The 18,028-nt window shown below is 62.6% G+C and carries 22 protein-coding genes; 12 read left to right on the top strand and 10 right to left on the bottom strand.

The window, feature by feature from the left end:
* From ADK28_RS21500 to ADK28_RS21480, 5 genes are all read right to left on the bottom strand, one after another.
* A partial coding sequence (locus tag ADK28_RS21500) for a glycine betaine ABC transporter substrate-binding protein (RefSeq protein WP_048796608.1) occupies window positions 1-568 on the bottom strand: 568 nt, incomplete at its 3' end.
* Window positions 569-581: 13 nt separating this feature from the next.
* Window positions 582-1,640, bottom strand: a complete 1,059-nt coding sequence (locus tag ADK28_RS21495; RefSeq protein WP_033640955.1) for a fatty acid desaturase — start codon at window positions 1,638-1,640, stop codon at window positions 582-584.
* Window positions 1,641-1,730: 90 nt separating this feature from the next.
* Complete coding sequence (locus ADK28_RS21490) at window positions 1,731-2,207, bottom strand: OsmC family protein (RefSeq protein WP_016928560.1); 477 nt, start codon at window positions 2,205-2,207, stop codon at window positions 1,731-1,733.
* 140 nt (window positions 2,208-2,347) lie between these two features.
* On the bottom strand, window positions 2,348-2,716 hold the full coding sequence (locus tag ADK28_RS21485; protein ID WP_033640956.1) for a cell envelope integrity TolA C-terminal domain-containing protein: 369 nt from the start codon (window positions 2,714-2,716) through the stop codon (window positions 2,348-2,350).
* A gap of 43 nt (window positions 2,717-2,759) precedes the next feature.
* Window positions 2,760-3,671, bottom strand: coding sequence for a LysR substrate-binding domain-containing protein (locus ADK28_RS21480; RefSeq protein ID WP_004939387.1), 912 nt, complete (start codon window positions 3,669-3,671; stop codon window positions 2,760-2,762).
* A gap of 140 nt (window positions 3,672-3,811) precedes the next feature.
* On the opposite strand from ADK28_RS21480, the gene ADK28_RS21475 reads away from it, so the two are divergent.
* From ADK28_RS21475 to ADK28_RS21465, 3 genes are read left to right on the top strand one after another with little or no spacing between them, the layout of a single operon-like run.
* Window positions 3,812-4,456 carry a hydrolase gene (locus tag ADK28_RS21475; protein ID WP_004939390.1) on the top strand — a complete coding sequence of 215 codons (645 nt, stop codon included), beginning with the start codon at window positions 3,812-3,814 and terminating at the stop codon, window positions 4,454-4,456.
* 48 nt (window positions 4,457-4,504) lie between these two features.
* On the top strand, window positions 4,505-5,050 hold the full coding sequence (locus ADK28_RS21470) for an antibiotic biosynthesis monooxygenase (RefSeq protein ID WP_033640957.1): 546 nt from the start codon (window positions 4,505-4,507) through the stop codon (window positions 5,048-5,050).
* A gap of 21 nt (window positions 5,051-5,071) precedes the next feature.
* A complete protein-coding gene (locus ADK28_RS21465) occupies window positions 5,072-6,943 on the top strand; it encodes an amidohydrolase (RefSeq protein ID WP_016928564.1) in 1,872 nt (623 codons plus the stop codon).
* A gap of 102 nt (window positions 6,944-7,045) precedes the next feature.
* On the opposite strand, the gene ADK28_RS21460 is transcribed toward ADK28_RS21465, so the two are convergent.
* The 3 genes from ADK28_RS21460 to ADK28_RS21450 all read right to left on the bottom strand — a co-directional run bounded on the left by ADK28_RS21460 (window position 7,046) and on the right by ADK28_RS21450 (window position 9,226).
* Window positions 7,046-8,176 carry a Gfo/Idh/MocA family protein gene (locus ADK28_RS21460; RefSeq protein ID WP_033640958.1) on the bottom strand — a complete coding sequence of 377 codons (1,131 nt, stop codon included), beginning with the start codon at window positions 8,174-8,176 and terminating at the stop codon, window positions 7,046-7,048.
* A gap of 228 nt (window positions 8,177-8,404) precedes the next feature.
* Window positions 8,405-9,028 (bottom strand): glutathione S-transferase family protein, encoded by a 624-nt coding sequence (locus tag ADK28_RS21455; RefSeq protein WP_033640959.1) that lies wholly within the window; start codon window positions 9,026-9,028, stop codon window positions 8,405-8,407.
* A gap of 15 nt (window positions 9,029-9,043) precedes the next feature.
* Window positions 9,044-9,226 carry a DUF1127 domain-containing protein gene (locus ADK28_RS21450; RefSeq protein ID WP_016928567.1) on the bottom strand — a complete coding sequence of 61 codons (183 nt, stop codon included), beginning with the start codon at window positions 9,224-9,226 and terminating at the stop codon, window positions 9,044-9,046.
* Window positions 9,227-9,406: 180 nt separating this feature from the next.
* Between ADK28_RS21450 and ADK28_RS21445 the strand changes: the two genes are divergently transcribed.
* From ADK28_RS21445 to ADK28_RS21435, 3 genes are all read left to right on the top strand, one after another.
* Window positions 9,407-10,843: a PLP-dependent aminotransferase family protein gene (locus ADK28_RS21445; protein WP_048796607.1), complete on the top strand. Its 1,437-nt coding sequence runs from the start codon at window positions 9,407-9,409 to the stop codon at window positions 10,841-10,843.
* An 81-nt stretch (window positions 10,844-10,924) separates the two neighbouring features.
* Window positions 10,925-11,950 (top strand): AraC family transcriptional regulator, encoded by a 1,026-nt coding sequence (locus tag ADK28_RS21440; RefSeq protein WP_016928569.1) that lies wholly within the window; start codon window positions 10,925-10,927, stop codon window positions 11,948-11,950.
* The gene (locus tag ADK28_RS21435) at window positions 11,947-12,612 is read left to right on the top strand and encodes an epimerase (protein ID WP_048796606.1); all 666 of its coding nucleotides are present in this window, start codon (window positions 11,947-11,949) and stop codon (window positions 12,610-12,612) included. Before ADK28_RS21440 ends, ADK28_RS21435 begins: the two co-directional genes overlap by 4 nt.
* A gap of 7 nt (window positions 12,613-12,619) precedes the next feature.
* On the opposite strand, the gene ADK28_RS21430 is transcribed toward ADK28_RS21435, so the two are convergent.
* Window positions 12,620-13,045 carry an NUDIX hydrolase gene (locus tag ADK28_RS21430; RefSeq protein ID WP_033641463.1) on the bottom strand — a complete coding sequence of 142 codons (426 nt, stop codon included), beginning with the start codon at window positions 13,043-13,045 and terminating at the stop codon, window positions 12,620-12,622.
* 106 nt (window positions 13,046-13,151) lie between these two features.
* On the opposite strand from ADK28_RS21430, the gene sseA reads away from it, so the two are divergent.
* Window positions 13,152-13,997, top strand: coding sequence for a 3-mercaptopyruvate sulfurtransferase (sseA, locus tag ADK28_RS21425; protein ID WP_033640962.1), 846 nt, complete (start codon window positions 13,152-13,154; stop codon window positions 13,995-13,997).
* Here the strand turns inward: sseA and ADK28_RS21420 are convergent.
* Window positions 13,994-14,863 (bottom strand): LysR substrate-binding domain-containing protein, encoded by an 870-nt coding sequence (locus ADK28_RS21420; RefSeq protein WP_033640963.1) that lies wholly within the window; start codon window positions 14,861-14,863, stop codon window positions 13,994-13,996. The two genes, sseA and ADK28_RS21420, sit on opposite strands and share 4 nt — an antisense overlap.
* A 105-nt stretch (window positions 14,864-14,968) precedes the next feature.
* On the opposite strand from ADK28_RS21420, the gene ADK28_RS21415 reads away from it, so the two are divergent.
* The 5 genes from ADK28_RS21415 to ADK28_RS21395 all read left to right on the top strand — a co-directional run bounded on the left by ADK28_RS21415 (window position 14,969) and on the right by ADK28_RS21395 (window position 18,023).
* Window positions 14,969-15,538, top strand: coding sequence for a DUF4865 family protein (locus ADK28_RS21415; protein ID WP_016928574.1), 570 nt, complete (start codon window positions 14,969-14,971; stop codon window positions 15,536-15,538).
* A gap of 76 nt (window positions 15,539-15,614) precedes the next feature.
* Window positions 15,615-16,850 carry an FAD-dependent oxidoreductase gene (locus tag ADK28_RS21410; protein WP_033640964.1) on the top strand — a complete coding sequence of 412 codons (1,236 nt, stop codon included), beginning with the start codon at window positions 15,615-15,617 and terminating at the stop codon, window positions 16,848-16,850.
* A gap of 68 nt (window positions 16,851-16,918) precedes the next feature.
* Window positions 16,919-17,179 carry a type II toxin-antitoxin system Phd/YefM family antitoxin gene (locus ADK28_RS21405; protein ID WP_016928576.1) on the top strand — a complete coding sequence of 87 codons (261 nt, stop codon included), beginning with the start codon at window positions 16,919-16,921 and terminating at the stop codon, window positions 17,177-17,179.
* 1 nt (window position 17,180) lies between these two features.
* Window positions 17,181-17,486, top strand: a complete 306-nt coding sequence (locus ADK28_RS21400) for a type II toxin-antitoxin system RelE/ParE family toxin (RefSeq protein WP_065426244.1) — start codon at window positions 17,181-17,183, stop codon at window positions 17,484-17,486.
* A 24-nt stretch (window positions 17,487-17,510) separates the two neighbouring features.
* Window positions 17,511-18,023, top strand: coding sequence for a GNAT family N-acetyltransferase (locus ADK28_RS21395; protein WP_033640966.1), 513 nt, complete (start codon window positions 17,511-17,513; stop codon window positions 18,021-18,023).
* The last annotated feature ends 5 nt before the right edge of the window (window positions 18,024-18,028 follow it).

Raw genomic sequence — 18,028 nt, 5'->3', positions numbered from 1 at the left:
CCCCGAACAGTGCTAAAATGATTGTCACCCCACACAGCGCATCCGGCCGTTCGATAAATTCCGCCGAGGCCGCCAGCTTGAACTTGCCGCCGCCGTTGATCCACTTGCCGAGATCCGCCAGCGTTTTGAGATGGTTGGCGTCCGCCACGTCCTGACGAATGGCGATGGTCCAGGTATTGTTGGCCGGCGCGGCGTCCAACCAGACGATTTTGTTTTTGTCGTAATCGAGCTGCTTCACCTTCTCGAAGCCGGCCTGGGCGTTCTTCCACGCCGGATCTTTCTCATCGGAGAAGAAAAATGCGCCGTTGCCGGTGTATTCCGGGTAGATGTCGATCTCGCCGGAGGTGATGGCGCCGCGCAGCACCTTGGTGGTGCCGAGCTGCAGCTTGTTGGTGGTTTTAATGCCGTTGGCTTCCAGCACCTGCACGATGATGTTGCCGAGCAGCGAACCTTCGGTATCGATCTTGGAGCCGACGCGCACCGAGTCGGCCGCCTGCGCCAGACCGCTGGCGGCCAGCAGAGCCAGGGCGACGGCAAAGGAACGTCCGCGTGATAAGGTGATTGCCATACTTTTCCTCTGGTTATATGTTTTCCGGCTCATGGGCCAGTTCGGTTGGAAAATCCTGAGAAACGCGCTTCCAGCGCGCAATAAGTTTTTTCTTCGGCAGGACATCGCGTTCCTCCCGCCGTTCGCCGGCGCTCAGCGGATGCACGCCGACGTCGATCGGCGTCAGCGCGTAATCGCGCAGCCACTCGCCATAACCCTGCGCGACGAATCCCTGGCTGCGGCGCTGATACGCCTCGCGTTCCGCCAGGTAGACTTCGCGCAGGCCATACCAGGGCAGGCCGGGCAAATCGTGATGCACTAAATGGTAGTTCAGATTGAGAAACAGCAGCCGCCACGGCCAGCCCGCCTCATTAATAATAGAACGTGCCTGCGGTGCGTCCACGGCGCGATGCTCAAAAAACGATCTTACCTTGGTCAGCGCCAGCGCCGGGTAGCTGATGGCCAACAGGTAAAACGCCGCGCCGATGCCCTGCATCTGCAGCCAGTACAGCAGCAGCGCCAACAGCGACAGGTGCGCCAGCCACATCGCCCAGGCGCGCCGATCGCCCGCTGCAAGCGTCTTCACTGCGCCGAACAGCGTGGTGACGATATCCAGCGCCGGGCCGAGGAGCACCCGGCCGATCAGCGTATTGCGCACCGCGGCCAACAGCGGCAGCAGGCGGGGATAACGCCGCCACTGCGCGGCGCTGAAGTAGTAACTTTCGGGATCTTCATGCGGATCGGTCAGGTGGTCGTTGCGGTGATGGCGCAGATGCGAATCCCGATACAGCCCGTAGGGATACCACACAGCCAGCGGCAACAGGCCGAACAGCTGATTGACGCGCGGCCAGCGCGTCGGATGGCCGTGGATCAGCTCGTGTTGCAGCGACATATACCCGGTGGTCAGCAGGATCAGCAGCGGCGCGCCAAGCCATGGACCCAGCGCCTGCCAATAATGCGCCACGCCGAACCAGCCGCCGTACACTGCCGCCATAATCCCCCAGGTGGGCAGTTCCAGCCGCCAGTGCCAACGCTGATAAAGCCGTCGGATGCGGTCGCGTTGTTCGGGGTGCAAATAGTGGGCGTGGGACATGCTGCGGCTCGCGGTTGGGGAGTTTCCCCCCAGTATCCGTGAGCCGTAACGACGTTCAAAATAACGAAAATGGCAAAGCTAAGTGAAAATTCAGCGGGTTGCGTACGCGGCATGCGGCTCACACGCCACCGGGAAATTCACCGAGTTGGCGATAAAGCACAGGTGATGCGCCTTCTCGTGAAGCTGTTGCGCCAGCTGCAGATCGTCGCCATCGCGCACCGTGACCTGCGGCCGCAGCGTCACCGAGGTAAAAAAGCCGCCGCGCGCGGCGTCTTCGCGCATCACCCCCACAGCATCGTCCTGATAGGCCAGCACCGAAATCCCCGAGGTGGCGCACAGATGCAGATACCATAATTTGTGACAGGCGCTGAGCGATGCCACCAGCAAATCTTCCGGATTCCAGCGCGTCGCGTCACCGCGAAAGGCCGGATCGGCTGAGCCGGCGATGTCTGCCTTGCCCGCGGCGCCGATCAGGTGATCGCGCCCATAGGCGCGGTAATCTTCCGTGCCTGCCCCCAGATTCCCTTGCCAGGTGACCGCCACCTGATAATGATGCTCGCCTTTCATGCCTTTTTCTCCCGTTGGCCGGCCAATGAAAAATCATCTTAATGCATGCCCGGAAAACACTATTGGCGGAAAAGCGTGAATACGCAAACGGCGAGACGAGAAAAAACGGGCCGCGCAAGCGGCCCGTCGGTCACATCTCTTTAGGGAACGAAATCGAGCACCACGGCGTTGAACAGCGCGTACTCGGTGGCGTTGGTCATCGGCGGAAACTGCGCGCGCTGCACCGCAGCGCTGGCCGCCGCGCACAGGGGCGCATCGCCCCTCACGATCTTGCTGCTCGCCAGCTTGCCGTCCGGCCGCAGCCGTATGCTGATGGTGCAGCGTTGGCCGCGCGCGCGCTCCGGCGAGCGCAGCTCGCGGCTCACCGCGTTATGCACCCGCTCCGGGTAACTGAGCTGCGTTGCGGCCAGTGCCGGGGCCTGCGGCAACGGGGTGCCGGTCTGATGGCCGGCCCCGGCGCCGCAGCCGCTCAGCAGCAACAACGCCAACAGGCTTAGTGTCTTTTTCATTCCCGATGTCCTTATTGGGGGATTTATCCTTATCGAGTGGCCCTCACTGCGCCGCCGGGTAGGCCTCGCCGTCGTCCGCATAGCGCTGCAGCCGCTCGCGCCACCATTTGGCCGCCAGGCCGCTGGCGCTTTCCCGCCAGCCGAAATAGGCGATGTCGCTGCACCGTTCCGATTCGACGCGTTTCGCCACCAGTTCGCCGCTGTTCAGGTAAGGTTCCGCCAAAGAACGCGGCAGATAGCCGCAGCCCAGCCCGGCCAGCTGCGCCTGCAGTTTGGCGTCGAAACCGAAGACCGTCAGCGTATCCTGCTCTTCCAGCAGATTCAGGCTCTGCGGCGCGTTGACGCGCGAAGTGTCGCGCACCACCACCGCCCGGTGCTGACGGATTTCGTCCTTCGGCAACGGTTCCGGCAATGCCGCCAGCGGATGCTGCGGCGCGACGGCGAACACGTAATCCAGCTGCCCCAGCCTGCTGAACGCATAGCCTACCCGTGACGGCGGCTCGCAGATGGCGCCGATGATAATGTCGGCGCAACCGTAAACCAGCGACTCCCAGGAACCGGCCAGCACCTCGTGGCTGAAACGCAGCCGGGTATGGTGATGCTGCCGATAAAACTCGTCGATCAGCGGCAACAGGCGGGCAAACGGGAAGGAGGCGTCGATCCCAAGCGTAATCTCGCTTTCCCAGCCGTTCTCCACATAGCGCGCCTGCTGCTCCAGATCCTGTGCCGCCCGCAGCAGCACCCGCCCCTTTTCCAGCATCAGCTTGCCGGTATCGGTGAACTTCGCCCGATGCCCGGAGCGATCCAGCAGGGTAATGTCGAGATCGTTCTCCAGCTTTTGCACCATATAGCTCAGTGCCGAAGGGGTTTTAAACAGTGCGGCGGCCGCGGCGGCGAAAGATCCGTGCCGGTCCAGCGCGTCCAAAATCAGCAGCGCTTCCAGGTTTAATCTCATGCTTTCTCCCGTGTATAAAAAAACTCAACAAGTCGGCAAAAATTCTGCGGTATCTTTGAAATCGCCCTCTGCCTACCATGGGTTTTATCGGCGTTACACTCATCAGATGTTCAACCGAAATATCACTGGGAAGGTAAATTATGTCCAAGTTTCAACTGCTTGATAAAGACAATTCCGCACTGATTTTTATCGACCATCAACCGCAAATGGCCTTCGGCGTGGCTAATATTGATCGTCAGCAACTGAAAAACAACGTTGTTGGTTTGGCGAAGGCAGGCAAGATTTTCAACGTTCCCACCCTTTTCACCTCGGTCGAAACCGAAAGCTTCAGCGGCTATATCTGGCCGGAACTGCTGGCGGTGCACCCTGAAATCACCCCGATTGAACGCACCTCGATGAACTCCTGGGAAGACGCGGCCTTCGTCAAAGCCGTGGAAGCCACCGGCCGCAAAAAGCTGGTGATCTCCGCGCTGTGGACCGAAGTCTGCCTGACCTTCCCGGCGCTGATGGCGCTGGAAGCCGGCTATGAAGTGTATGTGGTGACCGACACCTCCGGCGGCACCTCCGTCGATGCGCACGAACGTTCGATCGACCGCATGGTGCAAGCCGGCGCCGTACCGGTGACCTGGCAGCAGGTGCTGCTGGAGTACCAACGCGACTGGGCGCGCAAAGACACCTACGACGCGGTGATGGCGCTGGTGCGCGAACACAGCGGCGCGTACGGCATGGGCGTCGACTACGCTTACACCATGGTGCACCACGCACCGGCCCGCACGGTGAAATAATTCCCCTTGCCCCGGCCCCGCGCCGGGGTATTTTCAGGAGTCGGTTTTATGGCCCATCCGCAGCATGTCACGCTGGTGATCACCCACCGTTTGGCGCCGGGGAACGAGCAGGCCTATGAGGCTTGGCTGAACCGCATCATGCCGGACGCCGCGGGCTTCACCGGCCATCTGGGCGTCAACGTCATCCGCCCATCCGACAGCGAACAGGCCTATACGGTGCTGGTCCGCTTCGACAATCTCGACAATCTCTACCGCTGGCTCAACTCGCCGCTGCGCAAGCAATACATCGAAGAAGTCACTCCGCTGTTGCTGGAGAACGACCATATCGAGATCCGCCCCGGCGCGGAGTTCTGGTTTACCCCGCCCAACCCCGGCGTGCGCCAGCCGCCCCAGTGGAAGCAGTTCATCATCACCCTGCTGGTGATTTTCCCTTCCACCAATCTGGTGCCCTGGTTTTGGGGGCTGGCGCTGCCGCAGCTGGACGGCACGCTGCTCGGCCATTTTCTCAATGACGCCACCGTGGTCGCCCTGGTGGTGTACCTGTGGATGCCTATCGTGACTCGCGTTTTTCATCAATGGCTGACCCGCCGCTAGGCGGTTCGCCGGGAGAATGTTATGAACCACCACGCTTCATTGATCATCACCAACGGCAAGTTTCACACCGTCGATCGCCAAAATCCTACCGCACAGGCGGTCGCCATCCGCGACGGCAAGTTTCTGGCGGTCGGCAGCGAAAGCGAAGTCATGCAGCACGCCGGGCCGGAGACCCAGGTGATCGATCTGCACGGCCACACCGCCATTCCGGGCCTGAACGACTCGCACCTGCACCTGATCCGCGGCGGCCTGAACTATAACCTGGAGCTGCGCTGGGAAGGCGTGCCCTCGCTGGCCGACGCGCTGCGCATGTTGAAAGAACAGGCGCTGCGCACGCCGAGCCCGCAATGGGTGCGGGTGGTCGGCGGCTGGACCGAGTTCCAGTTTGCCGAACGCCGCATGCCGACACTGGACGAAATCAACCAGGCGGCGCCGGACACGCCGGTGTTTATTCTGCATCTCTACGATCGCGCGCTGCTCAACCGCGCGGCGCTGAAGGTGGTCGGCTACACCAAAGACACGCCGAACCCGCCGGGCGGCGAGATCCAGCGCGACGCCAACGGCAACCCGACCGGCATGCTGATCGCCAAACCCAACGCCATGATCCTGTACGCCACGCTGGCGAAAGGGCCGAAGCTGCCGCTGGAACAGCAGGTCAACTCCACCCGCCAGTTCATGCGTGAGCTGAACCGCCTCGGCCTCACCAGCGCCATCGACGCCGGCGGCGGTTTCCAGAACTACCCGGAGGATTATCAGGTGATTGCCGAGCTGCACGAGAAAAAGCAGCTGACCATCCGCATCGCCTATAACCTGTTCACCCAGCGGCCTAAACAGGAGCTGGAAGACTTCGAGCTGTGGACCGACATGCTCAAGCCGGGCCAGGGCACCGACTTCTATCGCCACAACGGCGCCGGCGAGATGCTGGTGTTTTCCGCCGCCGACTTCGAAGACTTCCTGCAGCCGCGCCCGGATCTGCCGCCGGGCACCGAAGACGAACTGGAGCGGGTGGTGCGCCATCTGGTGGAGCACCGCTGGCCGTTCCGGCTGCACGCCACCTATGACGAATCCATCAGCCGCATGCTGGACGTGTTCGAGAAGGTGAACCGCGATATTCCGTTCAACGGCCTGCACTGGCTGTTCGACCACGCCGAAACCATTACCGAGCGCAATATCGAGCGCGTCAAGGCGCTGGGCGGCGGCATTGCGGTCCAGCACCGCATGGCGTTCCAGGGTGAGTATTTCGCCGACCGCTACGGCATCGAAGCCACCAAACATACGCCGCCGGTGGCGAAAATGCTGGCGGCCGAGCTGCCGGTCGGGCTGGGCACCGACGCCACCCGCGTCGCCAGCTACAACCCGTGGACGGCGCTGTACTGGCTGGTCTCCGGCCGCACCGTCGGCGGCATGGCGATGTACGACGACAGCGCCCGGCTGGATCGCGAAACGGCGCTGATGCTGTGGACGCAAGGCAGCGCCTGGTTCTCCACCGAGCAGGGCAAAAAAGGCCAGATCAAGGTCGGCCAACTGGCGGATTTGGCGGTGCTGTCGCAGGACTATTTCAGCGTGCCGGAAGAGCAGATCAAAGGCATCGAGTCGGTGATGACGGTGGTGGACGGCAAAGTGGTCTACGCCGCCGGCAGCTTCTCGCCGCTGGCGCCGCCGCCGCTGCCGGTGCTGCCGGACTGGTCGCCGGTCACCCAGGTGCCGGGCCATTACCGCTCCGCGCCGCCGTCGGCGGCGGCCCGCGTCGGGGTCGTGAGCCAGGCGCATCAATGCTGCGGCCCGTGCGGCGTGCACGCGCACCAGCATGACATCGCGCGCCGCTCCAGCATCCCGGTGTCGGATGAGAATGCCTTCTGGGGCGCGTTCGGCTGTTCGTGCTTCTCGTTCTAAGTTATCAAGCCAATAACTTATTATAAAATTAATTTAATAAGCTATTAAGCTAGCAACACAATAAATTAATGGCGCTGTCCGCGGGAGAGCGCCATTTCATTTTCAATCGCGGTTGATCTCCAGCCAGCGCCGCTGTTCGGCGGAGGCGGCTATCGCATCCAACACGCAAGACACTTTCCAGCCTTCTTCAAAGTCCGGCCACATGCGATCGCCCGCGGCGATGCCATTGACCAGATCGCGGATCTCCACCGTCTTCTGATCGTTAAAGCCGATGCCGTGCCCGGCGCTGATGCAAAACGCCGCGTAGTCCGGGTGCTTTGGCCCCACCAGCAGCGTCTTGAACCCCTGCCGCTCCGCCGGTTCATCGTGCCGATACAGTTTCAGCTCCGCCATCCGCTCCTGGGTATAGCTCAGCGTGCCTTTGGTGCCGGTGACCACATAGGTCAACCCCATCTTGCGCCCGCAGGCGATGCGCGAGGTTTCGATAGTGCCCATCGCCCCGCCGGCGAAACGCAGCAGCGCGCTGGCCTGATCTTCGTTTTCCACCGGGTGCAGCCGCGTCGGGTCCTGCGGATCCGGGCGCTGTTTGATCACGGTCTGCATATCGCCGGAAACCGCCACAATATCGCCCACCAGGTAGTGCGCCATATTGACGATGTGCGCCGCCAGATCCCCCAGCGCGCCTAACCCGGCGCTGGCGCGGCGGCAGTGCCAGTCGATCGGCGTGCGCGGATCGGCCAGATAATCCTCATTGTGGGTGCCGTAAAAATGCACCACCTCGCCGATTTCGCCGTTGGCGATAATTTCGCGCGCCAGTTGGCTGGTGGGGTTTTTCATGTAGTTAAAACCGACCAGCGTTTTCACCCCCTTGGCGCGCGCGGCCTGCACCATCTCCGCCGCATCGGCGGCGTCCAGCGCCAGCGGCTTTTCCGAATACACGTGCTTGCCGTGACGGATCGCCGCCAGCGCCATCTCTTTGTGCAAGAAGTTGGGGGCGCAGATGTCCACCACATCGATCGCCGGATCGGCCACCAACTGCCGCCAGTCGCCGGTCGAACGCGCAAAGCCGAATTCGGCCGCGCGCTGCGCCGCCAGCTCGGGCGTCACCTCCGCCAGCATCTCCAGCACCAGTTCCCCTTTCAGAGGAAAGACCGTGGCGGCCTGCGCATAGGCGATAGCGTGACAACGCCCGATATAACCGGTGCCGATTAACCCAACGCGTACCTGTTTCATCATTTTCTCCCGTGACCGAAATTCTGTGTAGAACCAGGCGTCGCTCAATGAAACGCGCCGGTTGATAACGGGTTTATATGGAATATAAATTTCAATAACAAGCACACAGGAAAATAAAGTTCATATTCGTGATGCCGTTCATGAAACATTGACGGGATGATGCAACGAGGAAAGTTCGGACACGACGGGACGTATCCGGACAAGATAAAATGAACCGTTTATTTCATATCACGGTAAACCGTTGGCGCCGTGCTGCACATAGCCAGGGCGTTGCAGCAGGCGCTGCTGATAGGCCGCCAGCGCCGCATAATTCGGCCGCTCGAACGGCGTCATCAGCCAGCGGTTCAGCGACAGCCCCAGCACCACGTCCGCCAGCGTGAAGGCGGCGCCGGCGGCATAAGGGCCGTGCTGCGCCAAATGTGCGTCCAACAGGCCCATCAGCCGGTTCCATTCGCGCTCGGCGGCGGCCAGGCTGGCGGCATCCTGATAATCCGCATGCCCACGCACCCGCGACATGAACACGTAGCGCCAGGCGCCGTTCAGATCGGTGGCCTGCCAGTCCATCCACATCTCCACCGCCGCGCGCGCGCCGGGTTCCTGCGGCAGCAGATCGCGGCGCCCTTCCCGCCCCGCCAGATAGCGGCAAATGGTGTTCGACTCCCACAGCACCCGCTCGCCGTCGATCAGCACCGGCACCAGGCCGTTGGGATTCAACGCCAGAAACGCCGGCTCCTGCGTGGAGCGAAAGCCGCTGCCCCAGTCTTCCCGTTCCAGCGTCAGCCCCAGTTCCTGACAGGTCCATAACACTTTGCGCACGTTGATTGATGAAGCCTTGCCCAAGACTCTCAGCATCGGTTTTCCTCTTATCTATTCTTTCCAGAAAGGTTTACATCCTTCACGCAGCGCTTCTGCACGCGACAAACCAATATCGATCAGCCGCGCATCGTCCAGCAATAATAATTCTTTTCGCGTCCTGTAGCGTTGCAGATACAGACGCCAGCGTGACCCGCCGAATGAGCGCCGCCGCGGCGCGCCAGTAAACAGAGCCATCTTGTTATTCCCCCTGATGTTTTCGCCTGGTAGTGATGATGCGCGCCAGGCAAAAAACAATACAGATTCACGCTGGCGCTATTTTTTTCATACAGCTGCGCCAAAAAACCCGCTGAATGGTTTATTTTGAAAGTATCTGTACCGGTTTTTTAATCCTTACCCCCGATGAGAGGCCTCTGTATGACACGCTACGCCACGCTGGCCGCCATTCTCAGCCAACGCATTCAGCAAGGGTTGTATCCGGCCGGCCATCGCCTGCCTTCGGTGCGCGCGTTGAGCCAGGAGCACGGCGTCAGCATCAGCACGGTGCAGCAAGCCTACCGGTTGCTCGAGGAACAGCGCCTGGTGGAAGCGCGGCCGAAGTCGGGCTACTTCGTGCATACGCGGCGCGCGCAGGCCGAGCTGCCCGCCATGACGGCGCCGGTGCAGCGGCCGGTGGACATTTCGCAATGGGAGCAGGTACTGGAATTGGTGCGCAGCCGGCCGCGCGAAGGCCTGATCCAGCTGGGGCGCGGCATGCCGGATATCGCCGAACCGACGATGAAACCGCTGATCGTCGCCCTGCGCAACGCAGCCCGCCACGGCGACCTGCGCAGCCTGTATTACGACAGCATTCAGGGCGTGGCCGCGCTGCGCGAACAGGTGGCCCGTCTGCTGCTGGACTCCGGCTGCCAAATCGGCCCCGATCAGTTGCTGATCACCACCGGCTGTCAGGAAGCAATCTCCGCCGGGCTGCGCGCCGTTTGCCAACCCGGCGACATCGTGGCGGTCGATTCGCCCTGCTTCCACGGCACCATGCAGACGCTGAAGGGTCTGGGCATCAAGGCGCTGGAAATCCCCACCGATCCGCTCACCGGCGTCAGCCTGGCGGCGCTGGAGATGGCGCTGGAACAGTGGCCGGTCAAGGCCATCCTGCTGACGCCCAACTGCAATAATCCGCTGGGCTACATCATGCCCGACGCCCACAAACAGCGGCTGCTGACGCTGGCGCAGCGCCACGACGCGGCGATCATCGAAGACGATGTCTACGGCGACATCGCCTATCACTACCCGCGGCCGCGCACCATCAAGTCATTCGACGACGACGGCCGCGTGCTGCTGTGCAGTTCGTTTTCCAAAACGCTGGCGCCGGGGCTGCGCGTGGGCTGGATCGCGCCCGGCCGCTACCTGGAGCGGGTGCTGCACATGAAGTTCATCGGCTCCGGCGCCACCGCCACCCAGCCGCAGCTGGCGATCGCCGAATTCATCCGCGGGGGGTACTATCTGCAGCACCTGCGGCGCATGCGCGCCCGCTACCAGCAGAACCGCGACCGCATGACCGATCTGATCCTGAAATACTTCCCGGCCGGCACCCGCGTCAGCCGGCCGCGCGGCGGTTTTATGCTGTGGATCGAACTGGACGAAGCGTTCGACACCCTGCGACTGAACCGCCATCTTGAACAGCAAGGCGTACAAATCGCCGTCGGCAGCATTTTTTCCGCCGCCGGCAAGTATCGCAACTGCCTGCGCATCAACTATGCGCCGACGCTGACGACGGAGATCGAACAGGCGGTACAGCGGGTCGGCGCCACCATCCAGGCGCTGATGCCGGCCGACAGTTTGGCGCAATCAGATTAAATCTTGACGCGATCGGATTATCGGCGCATGGACAGGCTGTTTTAGAGTAATGCCTTCTCTTACCACTGGCAGGCAACAACCATGAGCAGCGATCAAATTCCGGTTTCCAGCGCGCTGGCGGTGCGCCTCGCGGCGCTAGGTGTCGATCTCGAACGGGTCGGTCAGTTGGCCGGCTTGCCCGCCGGGCTGCTCAGCGAGCGGCGCATAAAAGTGCGGCTGACCACCCACCAGTTCTTCGCCGTCTGGCGCGCCCTCGCCCAACTGAGCGACGATCCCGCCTTTGGTCTGCGGCTGGGCGGCGACGTCGCGCCGGAGCATTACGATATCGCGTCAGTCGCCGCACTGCACTCCGCCACGATGGGCGAAGCGCTGCGCAAAGTCGCGCGCTACAAACGGTTGGTGTGCCCGGAAGAACTGATGCTGGAGGAAGACGGCGACAGTATACGGCTGCATACGCGCTGGACGATGATCGAAGACCATACGCCGGAATTATTGATCGATACAATGTTCGCTTCTATCACCGCCCTGTGCCGCCGTGGCACCGGCTTGCCGCTGCAGCCCAAGGCGCTTGAGGTGACACGCCGTCACGATCCCCACTCGCCGCTGTTGCGCCACTTCGGCTGCCCGGTGCGATTCGATGCGCCGCAGGACGTGCTGGTGTTCGATCGCGCGCTGATGCGGCAGCCGCTCATCACTTATGATCAGGACATGTTGGCGCAGCTGCTGCCGGAGCTGGAGGCCGAGTTGGCCGAGGTGCGCGCCGAGCAAAACTTACCGATGCAGGTGATGGCGATCCTCGGCCGCAGCATGCGCGGCCAGCGCCCCAGCGTCAACAGCGTGGCCGCTGAACTCTATCTCAGCCCGCGCACGCTGCAGCGCCGCTTGCAACAGCACGGCTACAGCTACCAGCAATTGTTGGACAAAACCCGGCACCGCACCGCCTGCCGATTGTTGGCGGAAACCGACCTTGAACCGGGCGAAATCGCCTTTGTGCTGGGATTCGAAGAGCTGAATTCGTTCAGCCGCGCCTTTATTCAGTGGGAAGCGCTGACGCCCAGCCGCTGGCGCACGCAGCGCGCCGCCGGCCAGTGGGAGAACAGAGCATGAAAGTGATTATTTTCGGCGCCAGCGGCATGGTGGGTCAGGGCGCGCTGCGAGAATGCCTGCGCGATCCGCGGGTCAGCGAAGTGCTCAGCATCGGCCGTCGCCCGCTGGCGCAAAGCCACGCCAAACTGCGCCAGCTCTCCCTGCCCGATCTGCGTGATCTGTCGGCGCTGGCGCCGCAGCTCGCCGGCTACGACGCCTGTTTCTTCTGCCTGGGGATTTCGTCCTCCGGCCTGAGTGAAGCTGAATATCGCGCGGTGACTTACGATCTGACGCTGGCCGCCGCCCGCCCGCTGGCGACGCTGAATCCGTCGATGGTCTTCGTCTACGTCTCCGGCCTCGGCACCGACAGCAGCGAACGCGGCCGCAGCATGTGGGCCAGGGTCAAGGGCGCCACCGAAAACGCGCTGCTGGCGCTGCCGTTCCACGCGGTGATGTTCCGTCCCGGCGCCATTGTGCCGCTGCACGGCATTCGCTCCAAAACCCGCCTCTACGATCTGGCCTATCGGCTGTTCAAGCCGCTGTGGCGCGGCGCATTGCGGCTGTTTCCCGCCCGGGTAAGCAGCACCGAACGAATCGGGCGGGCGATGCTCGCGGTGGCGCGACGGGAAAGCGCGCTGCGCATCGTCGAACCGGCGCAGATCAACCGGCTGGCGACGCGGTGAAATAACGTCATCCACCGCCCCGCCGCCAATACTCCGCCACCCGGCGACGCAGATGGTCGATGCCCTGCGGATGATGAATGAACTGATCCACCGGCATCATCCGCCAGCGCTGTCCCTCGTCGCCGAAACGTATGGCGGCGATCTGCGCGGGGGCGATCTCGCCGGCCATGAACCAGGTCGGGGGATAGCCGGGCAGAATGCCGTCGTAGCGCCGCCGCCAGACAACCTGACGTTCGGCGATCGCCACGCCGAATTCTTCCTGCGTCTCCCGCTGCACGCACTGCAGCGGCGTTTCGCCGTTTTCCCGCCCGCCGCCGGGCAGATCCCACAGGCCGGGCCACGGAATGCCCGGTTTGTCGTCCCGTTGGTAAACCAACAAGAGATCGCCGCACAACAGTGCGATCTTGGCCCCGCCAAACGCCCAATCCGTCATGATTTCTTCGCTCCCGGCCCATTGCCTTTGACTGAACATCATACTTCATCCCCGCGCGGCCTGGTGTATAGTGAAAATCCGTTTTCACAACAGGCGAACAATAACGATGAACTCTCCGTTTCTGGTGACCCCTCAATGGCTTGCGCAACATATCAACGATGAAAATCTGGTGGTGATCGACGTCCGGATGTCGCCGGTGGGGCTAACGCCGAAAAAGGACATGCTTGCCGAGTTCGAACGCGGCCATATCCCCGGCGCGGTCTATTTCGACATCGACGACGTGGCGGACAAAAACACCGCGCTGCCGCACATGCTGCCGACGGCGGCGGAGTTTGGCGAGGCGGTGGGCAAGCTGGGCATCAGCGAGCGCGATACCCTGGTGATTTACGATGAGGGTAACCAGTTCTCCGCGCCGCGCGGCTGGTGGACCTTCCGCAATTTCGGCGCCCAGCATGTTTACGTACTGGACGAAGGGCTGAACGGCTGGACCGCGCAGGGCCAGGCGCTGGCCACCGGCCCGGCGCAGCCTGAACCGCAGACGTTCAACGCCCGGTTCAACGCCGACGCGGTGGTGGATATGCGGCAAGTGGAACAGGCGTTAGGCACGCCGGTGCAAATTCTCGACGCGCGCGCCGCGCCGCGTTTCCATGCCGAAGCGCCGGAGCCGCGCCCCGGCCTGCACCGCGGCCACATTCCCGGCAGCATCAACATTCCGTACGGCGAGCTGCTGGAAAACGGCCGCTTCAAATCGCTGGAGGCGCTGCGCCAAACCTTCAGCGACAAGGGGGTGGACATCAACGGCCCGATCATCACCAGCTGCGGCTCCGGCGTGACGGCGGCGGTGCTGGCGTTTGGCCTGCTGTCGCTCGGCGCGCCGCAGGTCAAGTTGTATGACGGCGCCTGGAGCGAATGGGGCCAGCTGAGCGGCAAGCAGCCGATCGCCCAAGATTAGGTTTCGATCCGCTCGACCACGATCTGCGCCAGCCGCTGCACGGCGGCCGAAGGTTGATCCTCGGCGCGGTGCAGCACCACGCCGAGCTGGCCGAGAACGGGCAGCAGATCGGGGGCCAGCGGCGACAGGCCGGGCGGCAAACCCGCCGCCGTGCGCACCGTGACGCCCAACCCGGCGCTCACCGCCGCCCACACGCCGTTCAGGCTGCGGCTGGTAAAGGCGATGCGCCAGGGAATGCCGGCGCGATCCAGCGCCTGCGTCGCCGCGCTGCGCATCAGACAGGGTGCGTCGAACATCACCAACGGCAACGGCTCATCCCCTTCTCGCCACGGCGCCAGCGCGAAGCCTGGCGACGCGATCCAGTGCAACTGCCGCTGCCCCAGCGCCTGATGAAACGGCGTGCTCAGACCGCCATCCCACGCCAGCGACAGATCCAGCTGGCCTTTCAGCACCCAGTCGATCAGCTCGGCATTGCGCGCGATGCGCGCCTCGATCCTCACCTTTGGATTGGCGCGCGCGAAGCTGCCCAACACCTGCGGCAGAAACGTCTCGCCGAAATCCTCCTGCAGCCCCAGCCGCACCGTGCCCTGCAGATCCAACCCGCGCACCGCGGCGGCGGCTTCATCATTGAGCTCCAGCAGGCGGCGCGCGTAACCGAGCAGGGTCTCCCCCGCCTCGGTCATCACCATGCCGCGTCCGGCCTTGCGCAGGATCGGCGCGCCGACCTGCTGCTCCAGCTTTTTCAGGTGGGCGCTGACCGCCGACGTCGAACGCCCCAGCCGTTCAGCCGCCTTGGCGAAGCTGCCCAGCTCGACGCCGGTGACGAAGCTGCGTAAATCCTCGAGATCGAACGTGATTCGCCCCATGCTGACCATCCTGATTTTCTGAACTATCAATCAAAATAATACCGATTTTACTAATAAAGATGGCGTGTCACGCTCTCCCGGTCAATGTCTTTCAGGAGAATCCTTATGCTCGCAATGCAATACCGTTTCACCCTGCCCGCCGATTACGACATGGCGATCGTCCGCCGCCGCATCGCCGATGTCGGCCACCGGCTCGACGCCTGCCCGCAGCTGATCGTCAAAGCCTATCTGTACGCGCAGCGCAGCGAAGGCAGCGCCGAGAATCTCTACGCTCCCTTCTACCTGTGGAACAGCGGCGCCGGCATGAGCGACTTCCTGATCGGCGAGGGTTTCAGGGGCCTCAGCCAGGCGTTCGGCTGGCCGCGCGTCAATCACTGGCTGCCGTGGCTGGCGCATTTCGATCGTCCTCATCTGGCCGAGGCCGCCTGGGCGACCTGTCAGGAAAGGGCCATCGCCCCCTACAGCGATCTGCCTGCGCTGCGTCGGCAACAGCAGGCGGCGCCCGGCGCGCTGGCCTCCATCGTGGCGTTCGATCCCGCCGAGTGGCGGTTAGTGCGGCTGGATGTCTGGCGTGAACCGCCGCAGGCGCGGCCGCAAAACGGTCAACTGTTCCGCGTCGGCCATCTGTCCGCGCCCTTTGACCACACTGCGCCGCGGGTTGACAGTCAAACTTGATATTGATAATCATTATCAAAATTGCATATTCATTTGCGGCTCGCGGGATGCGGGCCGCTATCCGGGGTCAACCGTCATGTCGTCATCACCAATCACACCTTACGCCACCACCTGCTGCATCGTGGGAGGCGGCCCCGCCGGGCTGATGCTCGGCTATCTGCTGGCGCGGGCGGGGATCGATGTGACGGTGCTGGAGAAGCACGCCGACTTCCTGCGCGATTTTCGCGGTGACACCATTCACCCGTCGACGCTGGAAGTCATGCACCAGCTGGGCCTGCTCGACGAACTGCTGACGTTGCCGCACCAGCGTGCGGAGTCCCTGCACGCCGAAGTCGCCGGGCGCGACATCAAGCTGGCGGATTTCACCCGCCTGCCGACGCGCTGCAAATTTATCGCCTTTATGCCGCAGTGGGAGTTCCTCAACTTTTTGGCCCAGCAGGCCGCCGCCTTCCCCAACTTCAGGCTACTGACCTCGACGCAGGTTCACCAACTGCTGTACGACCGCGGCCAGGTGTGCGGCGTGCTGGCCGACACGCCGGAAGGCCCGATCCGCGTGCGCAGCCAGTTGGTGGTCGGCACCGACGGCCGCAACTCGGTGGTGCGCGAACAGGCGGCGCTCAGCAGCCGATCCTTCGGCGCGCCGCGCGACGTAGTGTGGATGAAGCTCAGCAAGCAGCCGGGCGATCCGGCCTGGTCGATGGGCCACACCGGGCCGAAACAGAACTTCATCATGATCGATCGCGGCGACTACTGGCAGTGCGGCTATTCGATCGACAAAGGCAGCTTCGACGCGATCCGCCGCAGCGGGCTGGAGAAATTTTTGCTGCACCTCGCCGAGGTGGCGCCGTTCCAGGACGATCGCCTGCAGGAGATCGTCGAGTGGGATCAGGTAAAACTGCTGAGCATTCGCATCGATCGTCTGGATCGCTGGGCCAAACCGGGGGTGCTGTGCATCGGCGACGCCGCGCACGCCATGTCGCCGATCGGCGGCGTGGGCGTCAACCTGGCGATTCAGGACGCGGTGGCCGCCGCCAACGCTCTGATCCCGCCGCTGCGCCAGCATCGGCTGCAGCTGAAGCATCTGCTGAGCGTACAGCGCCGGCGCGAATTTCCCACCCGGGCCATCCAGTTTCTGCAGATCAAAATGAGCCAGCGCAAACCGGGCGAACGCCGCGCGGCGGGCGGCTCGCGCCTGATCGCCCGCGTCAGCAACAGCCGCTGGCTGCCGCGCCTGTTCGGCCGCATCATCGGCCTCGGTTTTCGCCGTGAAACGCCGCGGCATCTGTCCAACGAAACCTGCCCGCCGGAATAGCATTGGTGATTTTTTCATCGCGCCGTATAATGGTTAAATCGAACGATTTAATTAACTGGAGCGATTAAATGTACGCACTCACCGCGAACGAGGCCAAAACCCAATTCGGCGATTTGCTGCTCAAGGCGCAGCGTGAACCGGTGCAAATCAATCGCAACGGCAAACCGGTCGCCGTCGTCATGTCTGTAGAAGATTACCAGGCGCTGGAAGATCTCAAATTAAGCGCACTGCAGCAAAAAATCGCGCAGGCTACCGCCGAGGAAGACGCCGGTAAGGCGGTAGACGGCGATGCCTTCTTCAACCGTCTGCTCACCGATGAAACAGACTGAGATGCCCGCGTTTCGCCTCACCCCGCAGGCCCAACAAGATCTGCTGGCTATTCGTCATTTCACCATCGAGCACTGGGGCCAAGCGCAATCTCGCCGCTATCTTGAGCAGTTTAGAGAGGTCATGCATCATTTGGCAGATATGCCGGAAGCGGGTAAAGCTCACTTCCACGATCTGGGCGAAGAGATACGCAGTTTTCCTTACGCCAGCCATAGGATCTACTACCGCAGCCGCCCTGCCGGCATCACCGTTCTCGCCATTTTGCATCAGGCGATGGTGCCCCACCGGCATCTGGAACAGCAGCTGTAATTTTTCTTACTCAAAGGGGCACTGATGTTCACCGTTCGTCAGGCATTGCTGGAAGATTTAACCCTGGTGCGCGATATCGGCATCCGCACCTATCGCGCCCACTTCGGTGAGCTGTGGCGCTACCCGCACGAGCTGGAGGCCTTTCTGGCGGAGGATTTTTCCGTCTCCGCACTGGAACGGACGCTGCGCGATCCCGACGTGTGCTGGCTGTTGGCCTATGAGAATGACGCCCTCGTCGGCTATGCGCGGCTCAACGTCGACAGCCTGCTGGCGCCAACGCAAACCCGCGGCGCAGAGCTGCAGAAAATCTATTTCCTGCCGGGCCATGCCGGCAATGGCTATGGCCAGCGCCTGTACGAACAGGTGCAGCAACGGGCTATCGAGCGCCGGCAAAAAACGCTGTGGCTGGAAGTGCTGCAACGCAACACCCGCGCCCAACGTTTTTATCAGCGTCAGGGATTGAGCATTTGTGGCGAGACCTGCTACACCAGCGCCCAGGGCTCGATAGGCATCTGGTATATGAGCAAGGCGCTGTAACCGCG

Origin of the sequence: Serratia sp. 506_PEND, assembly GCF_001076875.1 — a bacterium.
Lineage (GTDB): Bacteria > Pseudomonadota > Gammaproteobacteria > Enterobacterales > Enterobacteriaceae > Serratia > Serratia marcescens.
Note: the sequence above shows the minus strand (reverse complement) of the source record. Positions and strands in the feature narration are given on the sequence as shown.